The sequence below is a fragment of the uncultured Kordia sp. genome, assembly GCF_947489565.1.
Classification (GTDB): domain Bacteria; phylum Bacteroidota; class Bacteroidia; order Flavobacteriales; family Flavobacteriaceae; genus Kordia.
This window is the reverse complement of the sequence record NZ_CANLEA010000009.1, coordinates 88,270-111,970: the sequence shown is the minus strand read 5'-3', so window position 1 is coordinate 111,970 and position 23,701 is coordinate 88,270. Positions and strand designations below refer to the sequence as shown.

The window sequence follows — 23,701 nt, the reverse complement described above, 5'->3', positions numbered from 1 at the left end:
TTGTAACGCCTACCACTTATATATTTATTTGATATGAAAAAATTACTTATTGTTACTTTCCTGTTTATCTGTGCACAAACTTCTATGGCACAAACGGACCCGTATATAGACAGTGTAAAGAAGTATTTAACTATTAATGGAACGCAAGAACAATACGAAGGCGCTATTAATTCAATGTTTGATATGTTAAAAAATCGCTTCAAAGATTATAAAATTCCTGAGGCTATTTGGAACGAGTTAGAAGGTGACAAGAAAAAACATGTCGAAGATGTAAAGGCGATTCTTGTTTCAGCATATAAAGCTTATTTTACGCTGAATGACATTAAGAATATGATCGTTTTTTATGAATCGGATGCTGTAAAACAGATGAGAGCCGATAAAGCTAAACTCACAGATACACAACGACAACAAATTGTAAACTTTTACGATTCGGATACAGGTTTAAAAATGATTGCCAGTCGTGATGGTTTGGCAAAAATTGAAGGAGAGATTTCTCAACAGTGGAGTGGCGATTTGTATAAAAGTGTCCTAAATAAACTTGCAGAAAAAGGATATAGCTTGAATTGATTCTTTAGACGCATTTTACTTTTAGACTGTTATCGCTTTAGAATATTAGACATGCTTCGCTTTTAGATGCGGCTTTTCCTTTTAGTATTTTGGTAGCGCTTACGCTTTGGTATTTTAGTAAATAAACTTTATTTTCAAAGAGACAAATCCACAAATTATTTCGTCAACTTTGCCAAATAATCATAATGTTCACCTTCTACAATCAATTCGCATTGTAGACCACAAGCGTGCGCAGCATTTTGCAATGTGTTATAATCAATATATAACCAATTAAAAGGCGCTTCATGTTCCCCTTTATAGCTTACATAATACAATAGTTCACCATAATAATCGGTTTCAGAAGGAATCCATTTGCCGCCATCTTCGTCTTCATCAAACATATAAATGATATCTGATGAATCGACTAAGATTTGTCCATCGTCGGTCAATAAGGTCTTTAAATGATTTAAAAAGGCAGTAATTCGATTTAATTTTCCACACATGCCTGCACCATTCATTAAGAGCAGAATAGTATCAAACTGTCCAGAAAACTCCATCACATCTGCTGTTTCCGCATGTGTAATGCCTCTAAGTTTACAAGCTTCAATAGCAGCTTCAGAAACATCGATGGCAGTAACTTCCAGATTACGTTCATTTTGTAAATACAGACTGTGACTTCCTGCGCCGCAACCTACATCCAATACTTTTCCTTTTGATAATTGCAATGCAGTTTGTTCTAGCAAAGGCATTTCTGAGTAGGAACGAAATAAATAAGGAAGTGGCAACGAATCTTCTTCCGAAATAGAAGTCGCCGTTACAATATCTTCTGTGTAATTTCCTTGTTGATAATCTAAAATCGCTTTTCCGAATAAATCTTTCATACGTTACCTGCTTCTCGACAAAAGTACACTAAGAAATTGAACTTTCTCTAAAAGGCATAAAAAAAGCAACGACTACTAACTAATGTATTTGTCGTTGCTTTGTGTTAACTATAACCTAAATAATTAACAAAATAAATCTAGACCCTAAAAATCCCCCAATTTTACGACTCTAGCTTTCATCTTCTTATACATAAAAATGACCTCTCATTTTTAGTATTATACACTCTAGTGTCTCTATGAAATTTTTGTTACCCACTAAATCCGAAAAATGTTGTGTATTTTTGTTTTTTTAAGACAAATGCAAATGCAGGACATTATTGAGGAGTTGCCAAAAAAGGCAAAAGAAGTAGAAAAAGAGAATCAAAAATTCTTTCAAAAGTTAAAAAAGAAAGTTCCTAAGAATCTCGATTATATTATGCAAGAACTGCATGAGGAAGAATTTAAGAAAACAGATTGTCTTGCTTGTGCCAATTGCTGTAAAACCACAAGTCCGATATTTACCAATGCTGATATAGCACGTATTTCAAAGCATTTTCGCATGAAAGAACATCAGTTTATCAGTCAGTTTTTATACTTTGATGAAGACAATCATTATGTGTTGCAGAGCGCGCCTTGTCATTTTTTAGGAGCCGATAATGAATGTAATATTTATGATGTACGCCCAAAAGCGTGTAGAGAATATCCACATACCAATCGTAAAAAGTTCCATAAGATTTCCGAAATTACCATGAACAATATAGCGATATGTCCCGCAACCTATAATATCATTGAAAAATTAAAGACGGTGATTGAAGCAAAAGGAAAACGTTAGTTTGGACTAATTTTCAGAAAAACGTATCTTTATAAACTCACAAAACCTACGAAACCTTACATTATTTTGGACACTATTTTATCATATTTTGAGTCGATTCCTTCTGCGCACCGAAGTGCAATTTTAGTTGGTGGAATCGCATTTTTTTGGTTGATTGAATATATAATTCCTTTATTTCGATTCAATTATAAAAAAGTAAATCACGCCGGAATCAATATCTTTTTTACCTTAACAACGATTGCCGTTAATTTCTTTTTAGCATTTTTATTGTTCAAAGTTTCTGTGTGGACACAAACCAACGAATTTGGAATTTTACACTGGATTAATGCAGAATATACAACACTATCTGCTTGGTGGTATGTGCTAATTGGAGTGGCTTTGTTAGACTTCTTTGGCGCTTGGTTGGCACATTATGTAGAACACAGAGTTCCAGTATTGTGGCGTTTTCATCTAGTACATCATACAGATACACATGTAGACACTACTACTGCCAACAGACATCATCCAGGAGAAAGTGTCATCCGTTTTATATTTACCTTATTAGGCGTATTAATTGTAGGTGCGCCTGTAGCGATTATCATGCTGTATCAATCCATATCAGTCGTATTGTCACAGTTCAATCATGCGAATATTAGCATTCCAAAAAAACTAGATAAATGGATTAGTTATCTTATTGTTTCACCAAACATGCACAAAGTTCATCATCATCATGTATTGCCATATACAGATACAAACTATGGAAATATCTTTTCAATTTGGGATCATATTTTTAGAACCTTTGCCGTAAAAGATCCAGATACCTTGGTGTACGGAGTTGATACGTATCCAGATGCTGCTGAAAATGCAGATTTAAAGAGTTTACTCAAAATTCCTTTCAACAAATATCGTCCGCCAACTACCTTAAACTCGAATGAGTAATTATATTCTATGCAACACGTGTTAGTCATTGGCTATGTATGGCCAGAACCAAATTCATCTGCCGCAGGAACGCGAATGTTGCAATTATTACAACTATTTCGTGCGCAACATTGGGACGTCACTTTTGCGTGTCCAGCAGCGAAAAGCGAATTTTGTTATGACTTACGTCAGATGGGAATTGCATCAAAGACCATTCAGATTAACGATCCTAGCTTTGACGAATTCGTTAAAAAATTGCAGCCAACAATTGTATTGTTTGATCGTTTTATGATGGAAGAACAATTTGGTTGGCGTGTGACGGAAAACTGTCCTGATGCATTGCGAATTCTGGACACAGAAGATTTGCATAGTTTGCGAAAAGCACGTCATCAAGCCATAAAAGATGGAAAAGATTTTCATATTGATCAATTAAAAAGATACAACTTAGCTCAGCGAGAAATTGCCAGTATTTTACGTTGCGATATTTCATTACTAATTTCAGAAGTTGAACGTGACATTTTGATCAATGATTTCAAAATTGATGCTTCTTTGTTATTGTACATTCCGTTTATGGTAGAAGCGGTATCGCAAGAGGCCATAGCAACATTGCCAACTTTTGAAGAACGACAGCATTTTGTCACTATCGGAAACTTTTTACATGCGCCGAATCGCGATTTGGTACTTTATTTAAAAAAGGAAGTTTTGCCATTGTTGCGAAAAAAGTTGCCCAATGTAGAAATGCACGTGTACGGTTCGTATGCAAAAGAACAAAACTTACAACTCAATCAACCCAAAGAACGATTCTATGTAAAAGGACGTGCAGAAAGTGCTGCTGAGGTCATTTCGAACGCGAGAATTCTACTGGCACCTTTGCGTTTTGGCGCAGGACTCAAAGGGAAATTTATCGATGGTATGCAAAACGGAACACCATGCGTTACAAGTTCTGTTGGCGCAGAAGGTATGCATGGTACATTCCCTTGGAACGGAGTTGTTTCAGATGATCTTGAAGCCTTGATTAATGAAACTGTGGAATTATATACAGACAAAAATCGTTGGCAAAAAGCACAGCAAAACGGTTTTGAAATTTTAACAAATCGGTATCAAAAAGAAATCTTTCAGCAACAGCTTTTAGACAAAATACAGACTACGCAACAACATTTGGAAGCACATCGAACACAAAACTTCTTTGGAAGTCTCTTACAATTACACAATACGAAAAGTACCAAATACATGTCACTTTGGATTGAAGAGAAAAATAAGCTTTGAAATGATACATGTTGAATGCTGATTTTTTCAAAGTTTATTTAGTTTTTTAAAGTAGTTCTCGATACAATTTTTCTTCATTTTATTACGAAAAACCACTCGAACTGACGTTTTGAAATGATACATGTTGAATGCTGAATTTTTCAAAGTTTATTCAGTTTTTCAAAGTAGTTCTCGATAGAATTTTTCTTCATTTTATTACGAAAAACCACTCGAACTGACGTTTGAAATTATACATGTTGAATGCTGATTTTTAAATGTAAAAGTGGATTTTTTCAATTTACGATTCGTCACGTCGAGTTAATTTGTGTAGCAAATTAGTATCGAGATGTGCTGAATTTTTCAAAGTTTATTCAGTTTTTCAAAGTAGTTCTCGATACAATTTTTCTTCATTTTATTACGAAAAACCACTCGAACTGACGTTTGAAATTATACATGTTGAATGCTGAATTTTAAATGTAAAAATATAGTTTCAAACAACAAACAAACTACAACTCATACATCAAATACTTCGCTCTCGTTTTCTTAAATGCCTCCAAACCTTCTTTCCAAGTCGCTTTGATTTCCGCTTCCGACATGCCAGCTTCAATTTGTTGCTGTAATTTGTCTGTTCCAGCCAGTTTAGAGAAGAATTTATTTTTATTGAAAAAAGCCGTTTTTTCAGCATACTGCTTGTGTGTTTTATAAAACTCTAACAACCATTCTAAGTTGAGTTCCGACAAACGCGGTTCTTTGGTTAAGTTGTATCCGTTGCATTCTTTTCCATTGTGTTTTGGATTCTTTGCGCCAAAATTTGGCTTTGGCGTAAAGCTGTATAAATGTCGTTTTAAAAAGTATTCGGGCGTTCCTATAATTTGAAATTGTTTCTCCGTGCCGCGACCAATGCTAATCGGTGTTCCTTCAAACAAACATAAGCTTGGATATAAGTTAATTGATTGATCGTTTGGTAAGTTTGGAGACGGTTTTATGGGTAAACTGTACGCTGTTTGATGTGTATAATTATCAACCGGAATTACCGTTATGGCACATTGTACTTTGTTCGCCAACCAACCTTCGCCGTTAATCATTTGTGCGTATTCACCAATCGTCATTCCGTGTACAATCGGAATCGGATGCATTCCCACAAAACTTTTAAACTTCTTTTCTAAAATAGGTCCGTCTACATAATGTCCATTCGGATTAGGTCTGTCGAGTACAATGACAGGAATATTTGCTTCTGCACAAGCTTCCATAACATAATGAAGTGTAGAAATGTAGGTGTAAAAACGAACACCAACATCTTGGACATCAAAAATAACTACATCCAAATTTTCAAGCTGTTTTGGGAAGGGTTTTTTATTCTTTCCATACAAAGAAATAATAGGCAATCCTGTTTTAATATCTTTTCCATCTTTTACAATTTCGCCAGCATCAGCTTTTCCTCGAAAACCATGTTCGGGAGAAAAAACGGTTTTCACAGCTACTTTTAAAGCGACTAACGAATCCACCAAATGCGTATAGGTTTTATTGGATTTAAAAATGACGCTCGTTTGATTGGCCACAATTCCAACACGCTTGTTTTTAAGCATTGGTAGTAGTTCGGATGTTTTATTTGCACCAACGATGATTTCTTTCTGAGGCAATTCTGCGGAAGCGTTTTCCACTTTAGCCATAGAAGAATGACTAGCATCTGCAATATTTTGCGCGTTTTGTTGTTCTTTAGAGCCACATCTTGTGAAAAATCCAATTAATAACAACAATAAAAATGTATTTTTGAAAAATCTATAAACCATTCTTGAATTTGAATTACGAGTTTTTTATTGCCAAACGTATTATTAAGGCAAAACAATATAAAAGTAGTGTATCGGCAACAATAATAAAAATTGCCATCGCAGCTATTGCTATTGGCATTGTTATGATGATGGTTGCGATTGCTACAGGAATGGGACTGCAAAAAACGATCCAAGAAAAGGTTGCGACCTTTAACGGGCATATACAAATCTCGCATTTTGACAATAATAACTCCGAAGTTTCTTTGATGCCTTTGGAGATAGAACAGGACTTTTACCCAAGTTTTACGCAGGTTCCGGGCGTTACTCATATTCAAGCGGTAGCTATTAAAGCAGGAATTATTCGTACTGAAAAAACTTTTGAAGGTGTTTTGGCAAAAGGTGTTGGAGCAGATTATAATTGGGAAGCTTTTGAAGATTTTTTAACCGAAGGACGTTTTCCAAATGTTTCTGAAAAACGTGAAAATAGAGAAATACTCATGTCTGCTTATATGGCAAGACGATTGGAATTGAAATTGGGAGATACGTTCAAAACATTATTCCTAAAAGAAGATACTAGCGAAATTCCGAACGAACGAACCTTTGAAATCGTGGGAATTTACGATTCAGGATTTCAAAAGTTTGATGCCAATGTGATGTTGGTAGACATTCGTCATATTCAGCGTATGAATAAATGGAAGAATGGCGAAGTTGGAAATTTTGAAGTCTTCATTGATGATTTTGGTGCTATTGAAACGAAAACAAAAGAAGTATATAAAGCCATTTCGTCTACTTTAGATACACAAAGTGTCATTGGCAAGTTTCCGTTTATTTTTGAGTGGATTTCGTTGTTTGATGTCAACATTTTTCTCATTATCGGAATCATTATTATTGTAGGTGGCATTAATATGATTACGGCATTGTTAGTGTTAATTTTAGATAGAACTCCTATGATTGGAATCCTAAAATCGTTGGGAAGTAACGATTGGAGTATTCGTAAAATCTTCTTGTACAATGCTGCTTATTTGATAGGAATTGGATTGCTTTGGGGAAATATACTTGGAATTGGACTTATTTGGTTACAACATACATTTGGCTTTTTAACCTTCCCAAATCCAGAGCAATATCACACCACTATTATTCCAACACATATTGAAGTATGGCATATTTTAGCACTTAATATAGGGACATTGGTTTTATGTGTATTGATGTTATTACTTCCATCATACATTATCACAAAAATTTCTCCAGTAAAGGCGATTAAGTTTCAGTAAAAACTTTGTTTTTTTATTTTTTTTGTCACGAATTCACGAATGTTTTTTCTGCTTGCTGTTGATTTTTCTATGTACACGAATTGGTGTTAGTAAATCATTTAAAATTCAATACCAAGACTTTTCCACTTTCAAACCTTTAATTTTACGTTTTATTTTCGCTTTGAATGATTTGTTTTTAAACAATGGACTTTCTCCTAAAATCAAGCGTTTGAGTTGTTGTAGTTCAAAAATATCTTCGGGAATAGATTCTATTTGTGTACTTTCAAATCCAAACCAAGTCAGCTTTTGCAAGGCTGCAATTCCTTCGGGAATCGTGGTGAATTTTGTATTGGTAATTCGGCAATATTCCAGATTCGTACAAGCATACAAAGAAGTATCAAAACGTTCCATTTGACTATTGAAAATTCGGAGTTTTTTTAAGGCTTTCAAATTTCCAAAACCTTTCGGGAATACAGTCGTTTTTCCATCTATTGCAAGTTCTGTTAATGTATGATTTTCTGCAATTTCATGCGCGTCATCTACAAAGTCTACATCATCTAGTTCTAGTGTTGAAAGTTGCGGTAGCTTCTCTAATAAACGCCCAATAGAGAGTTCGTATCCTGGCGTGGATGAACGGCGTTTATCATAGTCAAACTTTAGCTTTTTGAGCGTGTTTGGAAAATTATAAATTCCTGTAAAGCTTTCTGCATTTCGAATCTTAATTGCTACTTCTTGAAGTTGCGTTAGTTTCCCTACGGCTGCATCAATAGTAAGTCTATTAATATCCTGTAATTTCAACGTTTGTAAATTTGTGAGACTAGCAATTGCAGCCGAAATTATGGAAGTATTAGAACCTTCAATTTCCAGATGAGTCAAGCTTTTTAGCGTATACACTGAATCGGGAATCTGTGACAAGTTGGTACATCTTAAATGTAGTTTTTCTAAAGTAGTAATGGCGCCTAAATTTTCGGGCAGCGTTCTAATTTCCCAACCTTCAATATGCAGTTCCTTTAAGTTTTTGAGTTTCATAATAGATGGCGGAAGCGTTGCAACTTCTTTTCCAACATCTAGTTTTAATACTTCCAGAGTTTGTAACTTATCAAAAGTATCTGGAAGTTCTTTTAAACTGTAACAATCAATTTCGAGTTCTTTTACCACATCAGCCATAAACAAGCTTTTCGGTAAATAATTTATATTGAATTCGCGGAATCTAATTTTTTCCTTGCCTTTATATTCATCAGCATTTACATTATCTTCAAGAGCAACCGTTTTTTTAGTGTTTGAGATGAATTCGGCATCTGGAAACGTAGTCATAATTCGTTTAATAATCTTTGTTTCTCTATCCAAATCGCTACTAGAAGTATCAATCAATTTAAGATGTTTCAACGCGAAAAAGGCATCTGATAACTCTGTAATATCTGTATATTTTAAAAATAATTCTTCTAATTCTTTCAGTTGCCCGATATCTGGAATTTGTTTCAAACCATAATTATAACTAAGGTTGAGCGTTTTTAGTTTTTTAAGATTGAGCAGTTTGTCGGATATTTGTTCTATATCATTATCATATAGACTCAACACTTCCAAATCAGTCATTTCGTAGATAAAATCAGGAACTACTTTCAATTGTTGATGCATTAAATACACCATACGAATGCCTTTAATTTTTTTCAGATTGTCTGGAAACTTTTCTATTTGCTGTCCGTAATGTGAATCTCGCCAACTATCTACACGTTTGGTTCCGCTTAAATCTAATCTTGGAATTGGAAATTTTACAGAAACAGGCCAGTATGTCAGTACATTGCACTTTTTAATCGTGTTTAATTTGTCCCATCTACTTGGAAAACCACCTAAAGAGCGCAATGTTTTTCCGCCTAAATTTCTATAAATTTCTCCATAGCGATCTTCAACAACTTTCCTGAATTCTTTATGTTCTTTAAGCAGTGCAATGGCTTCTTTAATTTGTGAAGCTTCCCAAGATTCTATTTTTTTGCAGATTTCTTGTAATACTGGCGAATTGATTTCTTCTTCGCCAAGTGCTCCAATAATAATTTGATAGCGTCTTGTATGTCCGTATTTCTCTTTAATGGCAGGATCTAGAATATTGGGATCAACTCCTAAATGAATGCTAATTTCAAAAGCTTTATAAAAACCTTCTGTATCTCCCATGGCAAACAAAATTTCTGCTTTTGTAGCATTGTAAATTGAGTCTTGACTTTTAAATTTCAGTGCTTTGTTGATACTTTCTAAAGCTTCTTCATATCGTTTTAATACATACAAGGAAAAAGCTTTATTGTTATGTGCTAAGGCATATTCAGGATTCAACGCAAGCGATTTATTAAAATAGAAAATCGCTTTTTCTCTATCGCCCATGTCAGAATATGTTTCTCCTAAATTATGATACGATGCATGGTTTGGGTAAATTTCTAGAGCTTTATAATACCTTTCTTGTGCTTCTTGAAACTTTCCTTCTTGTCGCAATTCCCATGCTTCGTTATGTATAAGTCTCCAATCTTGTTCTTCGTTTTCTGCCATGATGTATAATTATGCTTCTAATATACTATAGTTGTCACAGAAATTAAGAAATACAGTGCTACTTTTTATGAAATGATATAAGAAAGTTTCTTAAACTTTATTAGCCTATTAATTTAATAGACTTTTAAGAATTTAATATTAAAATATCTACAAAGACTTTGTATCTTTGTCCCATCAAGATATAAGAATGGAATACGCAAAAAATATATTGGAAACTATCGGAAATACACCTTTAGTTAAAATGAATGCCTTAGTAGAAGGCATTGATGCTTTGGTATTGGCAAAATATGAGACTTTCAATCCGGGGAATTCTGTAAAAGACAGAATGGCCTTAAAGATGATTGAAGATGCCGAAGCAGATGGACGCTTACAACCTGGCGGAACTATTATTGAAGGAACTTCTGGAAACACAGGAATGGGCTTAGCATTGGCTGCCATTGTAAAAGGGTACAAGCTTATTTGTGTGATGGCAGACAAACAATCGAAAGAGAAAATGGACATTTTACGTGCCGTTGGTGCGGAAGTAATTGTATGTCCAACAGCAGTTGAGCCAGAAGATCCACGTTCGTATTATTCTGTATCAAAACGTTTGGGTGAAGAAACACCAAACTCATGGTACGTAAACCAGTATGACAATCCAAGTAATGCCAAAGCGCACTACGAAAGTACAGGTCCTGAAATTTGGGATCAGACTAATGGAAAAGTAACGCATTTTATTGTAGGTGTAGGAACTGGTGGAACCATTTCGGGAGTTGGAAAATACTTAAAAGAACAAAATCCGAATGTAAAAGTTTGGGGAGTTGACACGTATGGTTCTGTGTTTAAAAAATATCACGAAACTGGTATTTTTGATGAAAACGAAATCTATTCGTACGTTACGGAAGGAATTGGAGAAGATATTTTACCTAAAAATGTGGACTTTAGTATTATTGACGGTTTTACAAAAGTAACTGACAAAGATGCGGCAGTGTATACACAACGTTTGGCAAAAGAAGAAGGAATGTTCTTAGGAAATTCTGCTGGAGCTGCTATAAAAGGTGTATTACAGCTAAAAGAACATTTTAGCAAAGACGATGTGGTGGTGGTTTTATTTCACGATCATGGAAGTAGATATGTTGGGAAAATGTTTAACGACGATTGGATGCGTGAACGTGGTTTCTTGGAAGAAGAAATCTCAACGGCTGCCGATTTGATCAAAGGACATTCTGACAAACCATTGGTGACTGTAAAAACAGGAGAGTTGGTATCGCATGCTATTGAGCGTATGCGTAAGTTTAAAATTTCACAAATTCCTGTAGAGGATACAGAAGGTTTTGTAGGTTCTGTAGATGAGACTTCGCTTTTTACAAAGTATTTGGAAAACAAAGACATTGCGGATACGTATATTGCAGATATCATGGAAAAACCATTTCCAATAGTGCATCACAATACACCAATTGAAGAAATTTCAAAATTGATTACCAAAGATAATCAAGCAGTATTGGTAGCTTTGGATGGAGGTAAGCATCATATTATTACGAAATATGATATCATCAAAGGAATTGGTTAATTACTATTATACAAAGAAATTATACAAGCATAAAAAAAGTCGAATAGCAATATTCGACTTTTTTATGTTTATATTATAATGTAGGATGTTCTTTTGTTTTAAAATCTGCTACGAGTTTCTTGTAGCGTTTCTCTAGGTTTCTATTATCAATCAGTATAATAATCAATACCGAGAAGAAAATTAAGATAAAATAACTTAGTACAGAGTCTAGTGTTTCATCTTCATCTCCTATGCCGCCGCCAAGTAGACTACTATCATCCGCAGTAGCAATGGTAGGAGGATTTAATACAGCCTCGTTCCCAGGTTCAGTAATGGAAGTATTAAAATTGAATGCATTGTCATCAGCGTATTTTGTATTTGCTGCTAACAAATTGCAGGTATATAATAAAACCAATAGTATGGTATATTTTAGTTTCACAGTTTAAAATTATAAAAAAAAACTCACAAAAATAATTTTAATGTCTGATTTTTAGTTTCTTATAAATCACATATCTCGTCATCTTATTCTGTAAAACATATTGAAAAAGCATCATTTCGTATCAAACGATACTACTGTGCATATGCTTTTCAAATGACCAGCGATTCATGTTCTTCTTCAAGAGAAACAAATTAATGTTTCTATAAGAAAATAATCAAATCTTTTAAAATTAGCCTTTTACGGAGTCTTTTTTAGTGTTTAATAAGTTCTTTATTATTTAGGACTAAAAATTACAACGTACTTCTAATAAAATATGATACAACAGAAATATTGGCTTAGGGGAAAGATTTCTTCTGTGTACAATCTATATTTTATTGAAATTTGGAATTAAAAAATTCCGCTCTTTAATTAAAACTCTGACAAAATAACAATTTTTTTTCGAGAATATTGTAAAAAACCTTCGGATTAACTGCAAAGAAAGGAAGATAAACGGTATTTTTTAAGAAATTCTTTGTAAGAATCATGAATTTGTCACCAACTAGTTAACGAAATAACATTGTTGCGAAAAAAGGAAGTTGTATCGTAAATGAGAAAGAATTTAAAAATACTACAAAAGAAGTAACATATCATTTTGACAGAATCAGTATTAAATCGTCAAGAAATATGTATTGCTTTTGTCCACATTTAGGTAATTACAAACTTTAAATATGTTCGCCACAATAAACAATTAACCTACAAAAAACATCTTGAAATGAGTTTTATATTTCAAGATGCTTCTTTTATACTATTGATTAATATTTTATAATCTTCTTTACTTCGTAGTTGTTTAATTTTAAGAAATATACACCATTGGCAACAGTGCTCAAATCTAGTTTATCTACAGAAGCTAATTTTCCTTTCATGATCTCTCTTCCATGTTGATCCGTTAAAGCATAGCTCGTGTTTTGTGCTAAGCCTGCAATGTGTACATAGTCTTTTGTCGGATTTGGATAATAGGTAAACTTTCTAGCGGAAGCTTCATCAACTCCTAGTGTGGTTAAATCGAATCGTACAACTCTACTGCCAGTTTGCTCAGCAATGTATAAGTTATTATCGTCCAGAACCATTCCCCATGGTGTTTGAGGTAAGGTTAAAAAGGTGAAAGGAATAGGTGTACTTTGCGAAGTGTCTACTCTAGAAACGGTATTGGTTCCACTTTGTGAAACATACATGATATCTCCGTCAAAAACGATATGCAGAGCACCTACGTCTACCAATACTTCTTCAATGGTTGGAGTTGGATCGGTAACATTTATTTTAGATACGGAACCACTATGAGTAAAGTAAAGCTCGTCTCCTTTAAATACGACCGCATCTACAAGAGTTCCCGGAATTTGTGTAATGACATCTACAGGTATTGGATTGCTTTGGCTAAGATCAACTTTAACAATTTTGGATTGATTGCGAGAGGTAACATACATTTCATTGTTTCTAAAGGCAATTCCCGCAGGCTGAATGATGTTGGTAGCAACATCTGTTAAAACTGCAGTAGGATTGGTAACATCAATTTTAACAACCTTGTCGTTTGCTAACATAGGAATGTATAAATCATTTCCTTGAATCATTAGATATACACCGAAACTTAAGTTTGGTAAAAATTCAGTGGTAGCAGTCGTGGAAGTGTCCGTAAGGTCTTTTCTCTGAATCGACATGTTTCCAACAGAACTGATAAATAAATCATTGTCTTTAATTGTGACTCCTACAGGATTTAAAAGTCCTGTATTGGCAACAACTTCTGCTTGAGCAGAGAGCATTAAAGACATAAAAAGGCATGCCGCCAAGCAGATGCAAGTGTAATTTTTTTTCATGGTAATGGTTTTAATGTTTGCTATCTACAAGGTAATCGGAATATGTAGGAAAATAAAAAGGTAGTGTGTTGGATTTATAAATGTTGAATACTTTATTTAGAGTTAATGTTTTGACAATTAATTGTTTGAATTAAATATAATTGATTCTTTAAGGTATAGAAAAAGCGAACTGAAGTTCGCTATTGAAGTTGAATTAAGGATGAATCAAAAAATATCCTCAATCCATTTAGTAGTTAAAATAATAGGATGCTTATAATCAGAGCAAAAGAATGCATTCATACATTCACTATAATTATCAGCAGTAGAACAGATGTAATGAAAACTTTCGCAAGGATCATTTTCCCCACCATTGATACGTAATTGGTCTTCCTTTTTTAGCTCATTAACGCCATCAATTTTTAAAATAGATTTTAACATAACAAATAATTTAAATTAATAATGATTCAAATGAAAAGAAAAATACTAATTGGCACAACAAACAGAAGTCGGGATTATAAAAAACCGACATCTAAAACCTGTAATTAAAACAACAACAATCATATAAAAAATCATACACAAAAAAAGCGAACCGAAGTTCGCTTATAAATGATTGTTTTATGTTTTCCAACATATTAAATGTACAGTTGCTATTAGGATATCATAGTGAAATTGTGCTCAACATTGTTTCATTTTGTATGTCGTTTGGGTCTAAAGCGTATTGATATACACCTTGATCGCCTACTAAAATCAATAAATCATTCTGAATAATGACATCAAAGCTTTCGGTATTAATGGCATGCACAAGGTTCATGTTTTCAGGATCAGAAATGTCAAATATCTTTACTTCATCATCACACACAAATAAATAATCGCCATAAAATCCCATGCCAACGGGTCCTGCCAAATTGCGTTGCGATATCAATATCGGATTCGTCACATCTGTTACATCATATACTTCCAATACATTCAGATTGACACCACATTGATTGCCGCCTTTTAAAGTGACAAAAGCGTGCGTTGGTGTTGCAATCACAGGATCGCAAGCAGTAAAATGTTGTACAGCCGATAAAAGCTGAGGTGTTTCAAAATTATTGGCATCATAAATAAACATCCCATTTCTTGAACCGATATACAAGTACGATTTATAAGAAAATAAAGTTTCTATATCAAATCCGACATTTACAGAGTTGACCAACACCGGATTTTCTCTATCATTAATATCAAACACATTTAAGTTAAAATGATCAACCGTGTATAAATGATTGTCCAAAATGGTAAAACGGGCTAATGATCCTGATTGTCCTGTCTCACTTGCAAAATTAGCACTATCAGTACTATCTGCATTACAGCTTGCCAACAACATGGCGAAACTTCCTAAAAATATATATACAATCTTTCTCATTAGTTTAGGTTTAAAGTCCAGTTTACAACAATTTCATCATCGCTAGTCGTCTGATGATAATAACCATCAGGCGATTCCATAACGGGGAAAGTATTTTTGATACGTTTCGTTTCCGTAACACTTGTCATGGCATCATTAAACTTCAAGGCTACCAAATCGACCGCTTGATTTATATAAAAAGAATCTCCTTTAAAAATAATATCGGTCACGCCAGGCGTCGTTAAAAACTTTTCTGCTACTGGATTCGATGGATCGCTGTTATTGATAATGTGAAAACCTACATGCGGTTCGTTCACAAATAAATAATTACCAATGACATAAATTTTACCTGTTTTCTCTATGGCACGTGCTTCTTGTAGTGTAATAGAACTTTCTAGTTCGGTTCGTAAGAGTATCGTAGGTTCATAAAGGCTATTCGCTATAGTATCGCCTCCATCATCTGAGTACCAACAGGAAATAAGACTCAGACAGAGTATGAGAGTAAAGAGTTTGTTTTTCATAAGGGTTGTTGTTTTGTAAATAGATACAAAAGTTAGGATAAGGTTGCGTAATGGTATTGTTAAAAAACAAAGCCCAACTAGTAGTAGTTGAGCTTTTATTGTTTATAACTCCTTATGAGTAAAAAGTAGTTTTTATGTCTAACGAGGGCAATGACAAATGGAATCTACTGTTCTACGGTTGCAGTAAGTTCTTGTAATATTATTTTCTATTGGCAATCCTCCTGTAATGCTAAAAATAGAAACAGTTGTTTTTTTGAATGTTAATGTTTGAATCGTTTTTTGATTTTTCATGATGTATAGTTTTAAAATTCGATGACAAAACTATAAAAGCTACTGTGGCTATTTTCAGGAAAAACACTATTTCATTAAAGGAAATTAGCGGAAGTTTTTTCAGTGTATGCTACGCTTTAACTTACTTACTAAAAACGCTCATTTTTATAGACTTAAAGTAAATAATTGGCATCAGAAACGATAGCGACATATAAACTACGAGTTTATCACTATAAAAAACTGAAAAGAGAAGGTTGAAGTGTCAAAATCTAACGCTTATAAAAAATATTCAACGCTTATCAAATAATTTCAAGGTTCAATTGATTTTTTTTAGAGATTCATCATATCAAACAGTAATGTTTCGCGCATTATAAGCCAAACAAAAGGGAGTTGCAGGCTTGCGAGAATGTTTCAGGTTTCCCCGAAAGCCTGTTGCACGGTTGCGAGAACATTTCGGGTTTTCCCGAAAGCCTCCTGCAGGTCTGCGAGAACGTTTCGGGACTTCCCGAAAGCTTCCTGCACGTCTGCGAGACCGTTTCGGGATTTCCCGAAAGCTTGTTGCATTGCTGCGAGATCGTTTCGGGAGCGTTTTTATTGCGAAATGTGTAATAGTGTACTCGAAAAGTGTTAAAAAATTATAAATCTTCTAAAAACTCAATGTTATGGAAAATCCAACATTAGACCGCTACAGAAATAGCGAATTTTTACAATACATGAAAGATGTATTAGAGCTTGTCAACGCCAATGATGTTGATGTATTACAACTTACCGCACAGCGTGATGCCCTTGCAACGCTTACGTCTCAAATGGACAATTTGTTTCAGCAGGAGCAGAGCAGTGGCATTACACAAGAATTAATTGAATTGGATGCTCGACGCGATAAAGCGTTTATGGGAATTAAGGCCAATTTGGAAGCCTACAACTATCATTACGATGAGCGTTTTCAATCGGCTGCACGTAGTTTGTTATTTAATATGAATAACTACGGTAGCAATATTCCACGAATGAACTACCAAGCCGAAACCGCCGTCATAGATAGTATGTTATCCGATTGGGAAACTGAAACCGATTTGGCAAACGCCATTACTACGACGGCACTGACCGATTGGATTGCAGAACTTAAAACAGCAAACGAAGCTTTTAACGACCGATACTTAGCACGTATCTCAGAGTCGGCAGCCAATCCTGCCACAAGTTTTACTTCATTACGAGAGGATACTACCGATGCCTACAAAACCTTAACGGCACATGTAGAGGCACATGCAACACTAGGCAGCAATGCTACACATCAAGAATTGGTGAATGAGTTTAGTGTATTGGCAAAGCAGTATAACTTAACTGTGGGACTTCGATTGAGTTCGGGAAGTACGGAAACTGAGTCTTCGAGTGCCTCAGACTCCTCAGAAACTGAGGAAGATCAAAGTTGAGAATTACGAATTCGAGCACTCAATCTTTAATTAAATATGCCAAAAGGATATATGTACATATTGGAGTGTAGTGATGGTAGTTACTATACAGGAAGCACCAAAGATTTAGCAAGGCGTTTTATGCAACATGCCACTGGAAATGGTGCCAACCATACCAAAAAGCGCTTGCCCGTTAAGTTGGTATATGTAGAAACTTATACCCGAATTGATACTGCGTTTTACAGAGAAAAGCAAGTACAAGGCTGGAGTCGTAAAAAGAAAGAAGCGTTGATTGCGGGGAAGTATGAAAAACTTCTCGAGTTATCTATAGCGTATCGGGATAAGTAGCCTTCGAGAACCTCAGGCTACTTGAATCCTGCTAGTGAGTATGTCGAAGTATGTTGCTAATTCGAGCACTGAGCCGAGGGCTGAGGCTCTCGAAGCCCGAAATGCCACCCATTTAGTTTTCTAGGAAGCTGTTTGGGTGGTTTTTTTGAGTCATTACGGGTTTCCGTAGTTATATAACTTTTTTTTAGTTTAATATTGAGGTTTTAGAAATGTCTACTTTTAGTAACCGCCTAGAAAAATATCCTTCATTATTATATATTTGTATGAAAGAAGTTTCAAAGTGAATATTTAGTATGAGTAAATTTTTAAAATTTTAAAGCTTGTATTTAGAATAGAAATTTCATGATAAATTATAGATAATTATATTTCTAGTGTTGAAGAGATTAACTAAATGAATTCTAGATGAAAACAGAAAATGAATTAAAAAATGAAATTAAATCTCTTTTAGAAGAAGAGAAAATTAATTTTCAAACTTTTCTTGAATTATCGTCTGATCTAGCAAAGTATGATGGTGATAATTTACGATTTACAACTGATTCAGGTGCTCTAGCTCATTTGGGAAGAGATAGTATAAAGGATCATACTACAGCTGTTTTGGAACTTGTTAAAAACGGATATGATGCAGACGCGACTAATGTTGAAATTGAAATTTGCATTAAGGAAAATGATAAAAGCTACATAAGAATTTCAGATTCAGGCACTGGAATGACAAAAGAAGAGGTGTTAAAGAAATGGTTGCGAATCGGATTTTCATCAAAGAGAATTGAAACTACGTCAAAAAAGGGAAGGAGAAAAACAGGTGAAAAAGGTATAGGCAGATTATCTGCTGATCGATTAGGATCTTCAATCAATTTAATTACAAAAAAAGAAGGAGAAATTTTTGGTTTAAAAATAAACTGGAATGATTTTGATAAACAAGGTGTTGATTTACATTTAATACCTTTTGAAAAAATAAATTCTCCTAAAATAAATTTACCTAAATATAAAGGTAAAGTAAGTTCAACAGGAACTGAGTTAATAATTACAGGATTAAGAAACGAATGGAAAGACTCAGATTTAAAGAGACTATATGAAGAATTATTAATATTAATTTCACCATTTAGAGTAGTTAAAGATTTTAAAATAACAGTAAAAACAAATCTAATAACAGAATACAAAGGTGAAATTAAATCTAAAGCACATCTGGAGCCTGAAGTTGAAATAAATGTGTTTTACGATGGTGTAAGCGATGAAATAATATACACCTTGAAAGATAAATACAAGATTAGTGATACATCTGAAAAAATAATCACATGGAAACAGTTGACTCAAAAACAAGAGGGAAAAAAAATATTATTAAATGATATTAAAAATAATAGCATTAGCCAAAGTAACCCTACTTGTGGTCCAGTTATGTTTGATTTGATGTTTTATCCAAGAGACAAAGCAATGGTCAAAGACTCTGGTTTTACATTGAATCAATTAAAGGAATATTTGAGTTATAATGGAGGGGTGAAGATATACAGAGATAATATAAGTGTAAAACCTTATGGTTTCTCAGGGAAGGATGGAGAAGATTGGCTTAATTTAGGTGAAAGACAAGGACAAAACCCAGCAGGTATTGGTCGCTCTGATTGGATGGTTAAAAATAATCAAATGTTAGGGGCTATTTATATAAGTAGAGACGAGAATATAGATCTTGAAGACAGTGCAGCTAGAGAAGGATTGGTACATAATGAAGCTTATTATGATTTAAGAGCATTAGTTTTAAGTGGATTGAGGCTTTTAGAATTACATAGACATAAAATCCACAAGGACATTAATATAAATGAAGATAAACCAAAACGTCCTTCTTACAAAAAAATATTAGATAATTATAAAATCCAGTTAGACAATCTTAAAAAAGAACTTATCGGGCTGAAACAGAAGGCAAAGGAAAATAATCATTCATACGTGCTAGATGCTTCAACTAATATTGACGCTGTTCTTGTACAGACTAAAGAAACAGAGAAAACTATTGAAGAAGTTCTTGATAAAAATAGAACTCTAGGTGGATTAGCCACTATAGGTATCTCATCAGCAGTTTTTGGTCATGAAACACAAACTTCAATTACTCAATTTAAGATGGCTAATGAAGAAGCTATTGAATCTTTAAATGAAATACCTCCAGATATTAAAGAAGCTCTTACTGAATTGAACTCTTCCAAGAAACATGCAAATCAGGTTGCAGAATGGGGGGCTTTTGCTCTAACAAGAATTAAAAGAGATAAAAGAACTCGAAAAAAAATAGAGGTTAGTTCCTTGCTAAGAAAAATAATACTTGAAGTTACTCCTACCTTTAAAGCCAGCGGGATTGAAATTTCTACAGATTTTAAAGAGGTACAAGCAAAAACATTTCCAATGGATATTGAAACTGTTTTAATTAACTTATTAACAAATGCTTATTCTGCGTGTTTGAATATACTAAAAGATAGAAAAGTTTTTTTAGGTTTAAACTCTAAAAGTGTAGAAAATAAAGAAGGTTTTGAAATTATTGTTTCAGATTCTGGTTTAGGGGTTCATGATGAATTTAAGGAAATAATTTGGGAGGCCTTATATAGTACAAAAACAGATGACAAAGGAAATGTTTCTGGAACTGGTTTAGGTCTTACAATAGTTCAATCTATAGTTGATGATTTGGAAGGGGTAAGAAAAGTTGAAAATGATTTGATTCTTGGCGGAGCCAAGTTTTCTATTTGGTTACCATTAAAATAATTTGTGTATGCTTAAAGTAGCAATAATTGACGATAATAAAGAATTAAGGAATAGAGTAGCTAAACGTATTTCAAGATATTTGAAAAAAGAGGGCATCAAATGGGAAGTAAAACACTATGATCCATTAGAGGAAATTGAAGATTATGCTAGTTGGATTGTTCAAAATAAAGTAGTTATACTTATTGTAGACGAGAAGTTAAATGTGGTCCCAAATGAAAAAGGAAAATCTACAAGCTATAGCGGACATGATATCGTCAAGCTATTGAGAGTGACTAACAAGCAATTACCCATGTATGTAATTACAGCTTTTGATGATGATACAGTTTTACAAGGAATGAAAGGTCAATTTGATGGTATTGTTAGTAGAACATTATTTTCTGATAAAAAAAATGCTGAACAATATATGCAAAGATTTGTGCGAGCAACTCAGTCATATCTTAATAATTATCAAGAAGAGTATAATAGGCTGGCTCAATTGTCAGAGTTGGTTGCATTAGATAAAGCAACTAAAGAAGATATTTCAGAATTAAAAGGTTTACAAACTAAACTTGAAATTCCTTTAACCTCTTTAAGTATAAATGATAGAAAACAATGGCTGATCGAGTTGGAAGATAAGACAATTAAACTGGAAGAATTATCGAATAAGATTAAGCAATTTTTGGAAAAATGAAATGGACAATAATAAATAAAAACTTAACTAAACGACCAATAAAAGTCTCTGAATATAGAAAATATAGGTCAGAAATACGTTTAGAAGCTAAAGAAAAATGTGTATACTGTGCAATTCATGAAAACTCTCTTGGAGGAAGTGATAATTTTCACATAGAACACTTCAAGCCTAAATCAAAATTTTCTGCATTGGAAAAAGAGTTTGAAAACCTTTTTTATGCCTGTGCTATTTGTAATCGATTTAAAAGTAATGATTGGCCTGAGGAGCCTAATTCAAATCATTCAGTCCCTTCATATCCCGATCCAAAACAAGTTAATTATAACACCTTATTTGATATAGATGAAAATGGGTTATTACACGGGAAATATGTAGCTTCGAAATATATAATAGAGAAAATTGTTTTAAATAGGCCTCAATTAATAAATGAGAGAAAGGAATTTAAATTACGCGCTAGGTTAGATAAAGCTATAATGAATTTACCAGAATTAGCATCAAAAGTTCTTTTGGTAGATAGATCAGAAAAACGCGATTTATTATTACAGGAGTATATGCATCTTACAGCTGAAATTATTTCATTTCAAAATAGTGAAAAGAAAATAAGTAGGTATAGACCAAGTGAAATTAAGAGAGCTAAATGATTTTAGATAAAAAAAATACAGGTTCATATTACACTCCGCCTTATTTGGCAAGCTTTATTTCAAAAAGAGTATTATCTCATTTTGAAGGGAGAAGTCGTATTTCTATTTTAGAACCAAGTGTTGGTGATGGCGCTTTTATTTCTGAATTAAATGAGGAAAAGGCTATTAGTATTAAATTAACAGCTTTAGATACTAATGAAAGTGAACTTGAAAAAGCATTAGAAAAATGGGATAAAAAGTCATCATCTTTTTTAAAAACAGATTTTTTAGAATATCCAATTATTAAAAAGTATTCAACTGTCATAGGAAACCCTCCTTATATTAAAAAAAGCACTCTTTCGAAAAGACAAATAAAATTAAGTAAAGAAATACATATTGAAGAAGGTTTAACAGAGGCTTCTGTGAAGAATATTTGGGCAACTTTTTTAGTTAAAGCTAATACTCTTTTAACAAAAAATGGAGTTTTGGCATTTGTTTTACCTGCAGAGTTATTGCAAGTTAAATTCGCAGAAGAAGTTAGAGAGTATTTAAAAAAAGAATTTGAAAGAATTGAAATTTTTACTTTTAATGAATTAATGTTTGAATGTAAAGGTCAAGATACAATTGTGCTATTTGCATATAAAAATGCTAAACAGAAAGGAGAGTTTTTTACTAATATTATTTCTGCTGAAGCATTGAAGAGTAATGATTTTATCTTAAAAAAAAATGATTTACTCATTGAATCAAAAATAAAATGGATACATCATTTTCTAACATCTGATGAATTAGCATTCATAGATAATCTTAAAAAAGAGCTTAAAACGGTGAATCATTATTCAGATTCAAAACCAGGTATTGTGACAGCAGCTAATAAGTTTTTTATTATAGATAAGGAAATTGAAAAAAAGTATAATTTATCTAGATTTACTAAGCCAATCATACAGAAAGGACTTTTTGTGAATGGTAGTGTTATCTTCAATGATGAAGATTTTCAGAAACTTGAAGAAGAAAATCATCCAAGTAGATTATTGATGTTAAATGACAGTGATAGAATTTCAAAAAAGCTAAGAGAGTATTTGGATATAGGGGAGGTGCAAAAAATACCTAAAAGATATAAATGTAGAATAAGAAACAATTGGTATGTTATTCCTAATATAGCAAAAAAACCTGATGCTTTTTTCTTCAAGAGAAGTCATTTGTATCCAAAACTTCTAAAAAATAATTCTGATGCATTTGTTACAGATTCAGCTTATAAAGTCAAAATGCGGGAAGATTATGATTTAAATAGTTTCATCTATTCGTTTTATAATACTTTAACCTTGTTATTGTCTGAATTAGATGGTAGGTATTATGGAGGAGGAGTTCTAGAACTTGTTCCAAGCGAGTTTAAAAAATTACCAATCCCTTATACCGAAATTAGTAATACAGAATTCAAAGATTTTACGGTTAAATTTGAAAACAAATCTAATATTGAGGAAATACTAACAAAGAATGATTTTAATATTCTTAATTCTATTTTAGAAGTCAGTAATGAAGATTTATTAAAATTAAGAGAAATTAGGAGTAAATTAATAAGAAAAAGGTTAAGAAGGTAATTTACTATTCTTATCAAACCCCTTCAATATTCCAAACACGCAACAATCTATTCCTCATTTTCCTCTCCTTCTTCCAACCGATCCCTCCAAACCTTATCCAGCCACAAATTGTCTAATAGAACTAATAACAAAAATATCCCCGTCAAATTATCTGGAATTCTAGTTTGTTCCATATAAGCAATATCATGATGATCAATGGAACCCTGCCAACCCAATCTATAGAAAAAAATCAATCCTAAAAAAAAGATAATTAGTCTCTCCGTACCTTTATACCATTTGGGCTTTTTGTATGCTAATATGATCATGGTAATTAAACATACTACAGCAATAATAGCTGTATGTACTAAAGTTATTTTTGATAAAAATTCTCCAATCATGTATAAATAATAAAATAGTATTATGTCGATTTAATGTTTTTAATAACATAGGTAGTTGA

The 23,701-nt window shown here is 33.2% G+C and carries 22 protein-coding genes; 12 read left to right on the top strand and 10 right to left on the bottom strand.

Going from position 1 to position 23,701, the window contains the following annotated elements; translation table 11 throughout:
• The first annotated feature begins 33 nt into the window (after nucleotides 1–33).
• Entirely contained in the window at nucleotides 34–567 is a 534-nt protein-coding gene (locus Q0845_RS13735) for a hypothetical protein (protein ID WP_298514170.1), read from the top strand.
• A 155-nt stretch (nucleotides 568–722) separates the two neighbouring features.
• Here the strand turns inward: Q0845_RS13735 and Q0845_RS13730 are convergent, their stop codons facing one another.
• Nucleotides 723–1,427: a bifunctional 2-polyprenyl-6-hydroxyphenol methylase/3-demethylubiquinol 3-O-methyltransferase UbiG gene (locus Q0845_RS13730; protein WP_298514167.1), complete on the bottom strand. Its 705-nt coding sequence runs from the start codon at nucleotides 1,425–1,427 to the stop codon at nucleotides 723–725.
• A 304-nt stretch (nucleotides 1,428–1,731) separates the two neighbouring features.
• On the opposite strand from Q0845_RS13730, the gene Q0845_RS13725 reads away from it, so the two are divergent.
• From Q0845_RS13725 to Q0845_RS13715, 3 genes are all read left to right on the top strand, one after another.
• Nucleotides 1,732–2,238, top strand: coding sequence for a YkgJ family cysteine cluster protein (locus tag Q0845_RS13725; RefSeq protein ID WP_298514165.1), 507 nt, complete (start codon nucleotides 1,732–1,734; stop codon nucleotides 2,236–2,238).
• A gap of 66 nt (nucleotides 2,239–2,304) precedes the next feature.
• Nucleotides 2,305–3,156, top strand: a complete 852-nt coding sequence (locus tag Q0845_RS13720) for a sterol desaturase family protein (RefSeq protein ID WP_298514162.1) — start codon at nucleotides 2,305–2,307, stop codon at nucleotides 3,154–3,156.
• A 9-nt stretch (nucleotides 3,157–3,165) separates the two neighbouring features.
• Complete coding sequence (locus Q0845_RS13715) at nucleotides 3,166–4,401, top strand: glycosyltransferase family 4 protein (protein WP_298514159.1); 1,236 nt, start codon at nucleotides 3,166–3,168, stop codon at nucleotides 4,399–4,401.
• A 485-nt stretch (nucleotides 4,402–4,886) separates the two neighbouring features.
• Here the strand turns inward: Q0845_RS13715 and Q0845_RS13710 are convergent, their stop codons facing one another.
• Nucleotides 4,887–6,170, bottom strand: coding sequence for a DUF1343 domain-containing protein (locus tag Q0845_RS13710; protein ID WP_298514156.1), 1,284 nt, complete (start codon nucleotides 6,168–6,170; stop codon nucleotides 4,887–4,889).
• Between the two features lie 8 nt (nucleotides 6,171–6,178).
• Between Q0845_RS13710 and Q0845_RS13705 the strand changes: the two genes are divergently transcribed.
• Complete coding sequence (locus tag Q0845_RS13705; RefSeq protein ID WP_298514153.1) at nucleotides 6,179–7,420, top strand: FtsX-like permease family protein; 1,242 nt, start codon at nucleotides 6,179–6,181, stop codon at nucleotides 7,418–7,420.
• Nucleotides 7,421–7,525: 105 nt separating this feature from the next.
• Here the strand turns inward: Q0845_RS13705 and Q0845_RS13700 are convergent, their stop codons facing one another.
• A complete protein-coding gene (locus tag Q0845_RS13700; RefSeq protein ID WP_298514150.1) occupies nucleotides 7,526–9,931 on the bottom strand; it encodes a tetratricopeptide repeat protein in 2,406 nt (801 codons plus the stop codon).
• 187 nt (nucleotides 9,932–10,118) lie between these two features.
• Between Q0845_RS13700 and Q0845_RS13695 the strand changes: the two genes are divergently transcribed.
• Nucleotides 10,119–11,480: a pyridoxal-phosphate dependent enzyme gene (locus Q0845_RS13695; RefSeq protein WP_298514146.1), complete on the top strand. Its 1,362-nt coding sequence runs from the start codon at nucleotides 10,119–10,121 to the stop codon at nucleotides 11,478–11,480.
• A gap of 73 nt (nucleotides 11,481–11,553) precedes the next feature.
• On the opposite strand, the gene Q0845_RS13690 is transcribed toward Q0845_RS13695, so the two are convergent.
• The 6 genes from Q0845_RS13690 to Q0845_RS13665 form a co-directional block, all read right to left on the bottom strand.
• On the bottom strand, nucleotides 11,554–11,898 hold the full coding sequence (locus Q0845_RS13690; protein WP_298514144.1) for a hypothetical protein: 345 nt from the start codon (nucleotides 11,896–11,898) through the stop codon (nucleotides 11,554–11,556).
• Nucleotides 11,899–12,689: 791 nt separating this feature from the next.
• Complete coding sequence (locus Q0845_RS13685; RefSeq protein WP_298514141.1) at nucleotides 12,690–13,745, bottom strand: T9SS type A sorting domain-containing protein; 1,056 nt, start codon at nucleotides 13,743–13,745, stop codon at nucleotides 12,690–12,692.
• A gap of 204 nt (nucleotides 13,746–13,949) precedes the next feature.
• On the bottom strand, nucleotides 13,950–14,162 hold the full coding sequence (locus Q0845_RS13680) for a hypothetical protein (RefSeq protein ID WP_298514139.1): 213 nt from the start codon (nucleotides 14,160–14,162) through the stop codon (nucleotides 13,950–13,952).
• Nucleotides 14,163–14,382: 220 nt separating this feature from the next.
• The gene (locus Q0845_RS13675; RefSeq protein WP_298514137.1) at nucleotides 14,383–15,126 is read right to left on the bottom strand and encodes a hypothetical protein; all 744 of its coding nucleotides are present in this window, start codon (nucleotides 15,124–15,126) and stop codon (nucleotides 14,383–14,385) included.
• The gene (locus Q0845_RS13670; RefSeq protein ID WP_298514134.1) at nucleotides 15,126–15,626 is read right to left on the bottom strand and encodes a hypothetical protein; all 501 of its coding nucleotides are present in this window, start codon (nucleotides 15,624–15,626) and stop codon (nucleotides 15,126–15,128) included. The genes Q0845_RS13675 and Q0845_RS13670 overlap by 1 nt, the downstream gene beginning before the upstream one ends.
• Nucleotides 15,627–15,764: 138 nt before the next feature.
• A complete protein-coding gene (locus Q0845_RS13665) occupies nucleotides 15,765–15,917 on the bottom strand; it encodes a hypothetical protein (protein WP_298514132.1) in 153 nt (50 codons plus the stop codon).
• A 641-nt stretch (nucleotides 15,918–16,558) separates the two neighbouring features.
• On the opposite strand from Q0845_RS13665, the gene Q0845_RS13660 reads away from it, so the two are divergent.
• From Q0845_RS13660 to Q0845_RS13635, 6 genes are all read left to right on the top strand, one after another.
• Nucleotides 16,559–17,323: a DUF6261 family protein gene (locus tag Q0845_RS13660; protein ID WP_298514131.1), complete on the top strand. Its 765-nt coding sequence runs from the start codon at nucleotides 16,559–16,561 to the stop codon at nucleotides 17,321–17,323.
• 36 nt (nucleotides 17,324–17,359) lie between these two features.
• Nucleotides 17,360–17,650 carry a GIY-YIG nuclease family protein gene (locus tag Q0845_RS13655; protein ID WP_298514129.1) on the top strand — a complete coding sequence of 97 codons (291 nt, stop codon included), beginning with the start codon at nucleotides 17,360–17,362 and terminating at the stop codon, nucleotides 17,648–17,650.
• Between the two features lie 402 nt (nucleotides 17,651–18,052).
• Nucleotides 18,053–20,383 carry a sensor histidine kinase gene (locus Q0845_RS13650; RefSeq protein WP_298514127.1) on the top strand — a complete coding sequence of 777 codons (2,331 nt, stop codon included), beginning with the start codon at nucleotides 18,053–18,055 and terminating at the stop codon, nucleotides 20,381–20,383.
• 7 nt (nucleotides 20,384–20,390) lie between these two features.
• Nucleotides 20,391–21,053: a hypothetical protein gene (locus Q0845_RS13645; protein ID WP_298514125.1), complete on the top strand. Its 663-nt coding sequence runs from the start codon at nucleotides 20,391–20,393 to the stop codon at nucleotides 21,051–21,053.
• On the top strand, nucleotides 21,050–21,691 hold the full coding sequence (locus Q0845_RS13640) for an HNH endonuclease (RefSeq protein WP_298514121.1): 642 nt from the start codon (nucleotides 21,050–21,052) through the stop codon (nucleotides 21,689–21,691). Before Q0845_RS13645 ends, Q0845_RS13640 begins: the two co-directional genes overlap by 4 nt.
• Nucleotides 21,688–23,265, top strand: coding sequence for an N-6 DNA methylase (locus tag Q0845_RS13635; RefSeq protein WP_298514119.1), 1,578 nt, complete (start codon nucleotides 21,688–21,690; stop codon nucleotides 23,263–23,265). Before Q0845_RS13640 ends, Q0845_RS13635 begins: the two co-directional genes overlap by 4 nt.
• 47 nt (nucleotides 23,266–23,312) lie before the next feature.
• Here Q0845_RS13635 and Q0845_RS13630 read toward each other — a convergent pair whose 3' ends face one another.
• The gene (locus tag Q0845_RS13630; RefSeq protein WP_298514117.1) at nucleotides 23,313–23,642 is read right to left on the bottom strand and encodes a hypothetical protein; all 330 of its coding nucleotides are present in this window, start codon (nucleotides 23,640–23,642) and stop codon (nucleotides 23,313–23,315) included.
• Between the last annotated feature and the right edge of the window lie 59 nt (nucleotides 23,643–23,701).

Bases quoted from the DNA above. Each gene is read 5' to 3' on its own strand.
- Q0845_RS13710 (WP_298514156.1), bottom strand. From the start codon at position 6,170: ATGGTTTATAGATTTTTCAAAAATACATTTTTATTGTTGTTATTAATT.
- Q0845_RS13735 (WP_298514170.1), top strand. From the start codon at position 34: ATGAAAAAATTACTTATTGTTACTTTCCTGTTTATCTGTGCACAAACT.
- Q0845_RS13695 (WP_298514146.1), top strand. From the start codon at position 10,119: ATGGAATACGCAAAAAATATATTGGAAACTATCGGAAATACACCTTTA.
- Q0845_RS13725 (WP_298514165.1), top strand. From the start codon at position 1,732: ATGCAGGACATTATTGAGGAGTTGCCAAAAAAGGCAAAAGAAGTAGAA.
- Q0845_RS13670 (WP_298514134.1), bottom strand. From the start codon at position 15,626: ATGAAAAACAAACTCTTTACTCTCATACTCTGTCTGAGTCTTATTTCC.
- Q0845_RS13715 (WP_298514159.1), top strand. From the start codon at position 3,166: ATGCAACACGTGTTAGTCATTGGCTATGTATGGCCAGAACCAAATTCA.
- Q0845_RS13630 (WP_298514117.1), bottom strand. From the start codon at position 23,642: ATGATTGGAGAATTTTTATCAAAAATAACTTTAGTACATACAGCTATT.
- Q0845_RS13650 (WP_298514127.1), top strand. From the start codon at position 18,053: ATGAAAACAGAAAATGAATTAAAAAATGAAATTAAATCTCTTTTAGAA.
- Q0845_RS13640 (WP_298514121.1), top strand. From the start codon at position 21,050: ATGAAATGGACAATAATAAATAAAAACTTAACTAAACGACCAATAAAA.
- Q0845_RS13665 (WP_298514132.1), bottom strand. From the start codon at position 15,917: ATGAAAAATCAAAAAACGATTCAAACATTAACATTCAAAAAAACAACT.
- Q0845_RS13700 (WP_298514150.1), bottom strand. From the start codon at position 9,931: ATGGCAGAAAACGAAGAACAAGATTGGAGACTTATACATAACGAAGCA.
- Q0845_RS13730 (WP_298514167.1), bottom strand. From the start codon at position 1,427: ATGAAAGATTTATTCGGAAAAGCGATTTTAGATTATCAACAAGGAAAT.
- Q0845_RS13675 (WP_298514137.1), bottom strand. From the start codon at position 15,126: ATGAGAAAGATTGTATATATATTTTTAGGAAGTTTCGCCATGTTGTTG.
- Q0845_RS13635 (WP_298514119.1), top strand. From the start codon at position 21,688: ATGATTTTAGATAAAAAAAATACAGGTTCATATTACACTCCGCCTTAT.
- Q0845_RS13645 (WP_298514125.1), top strand. From the start codon at position 20,391: ATGCTTAAAGTAGCAATAATTGACGATAATAAAGAATTAAGGAATAGA.
- Q0845_RS13680 (WP_298514139.1), bottom strand. From the start codon at position 14,162: ATGTTAAAATCTATTTTAAAAATTGATGGCGTTAATGAGCTAAAAAAG.
- Q0845_RS13655 (WP_298514129.1), top strand. From the start codon at position 17,360: ATGCCAAAAGGATATATGTACATATTGGAGTGTAGTGATGGTAGTTAC.
- Q0845_RS13685 (WP_298514141.1), bottom strand. From the start codon at position 13,745: ATGAAAAAAAATTACACTTGCATCTGCTTGGCGGCATGCCTTTTTATG.
- Q0845_RS13660 (WP_298514131.1), top strand. From the start codon at position 16,559: ATGGAAAATCCAACATTAGACCGCTACAGAAATAGCGAATTTTTACAA.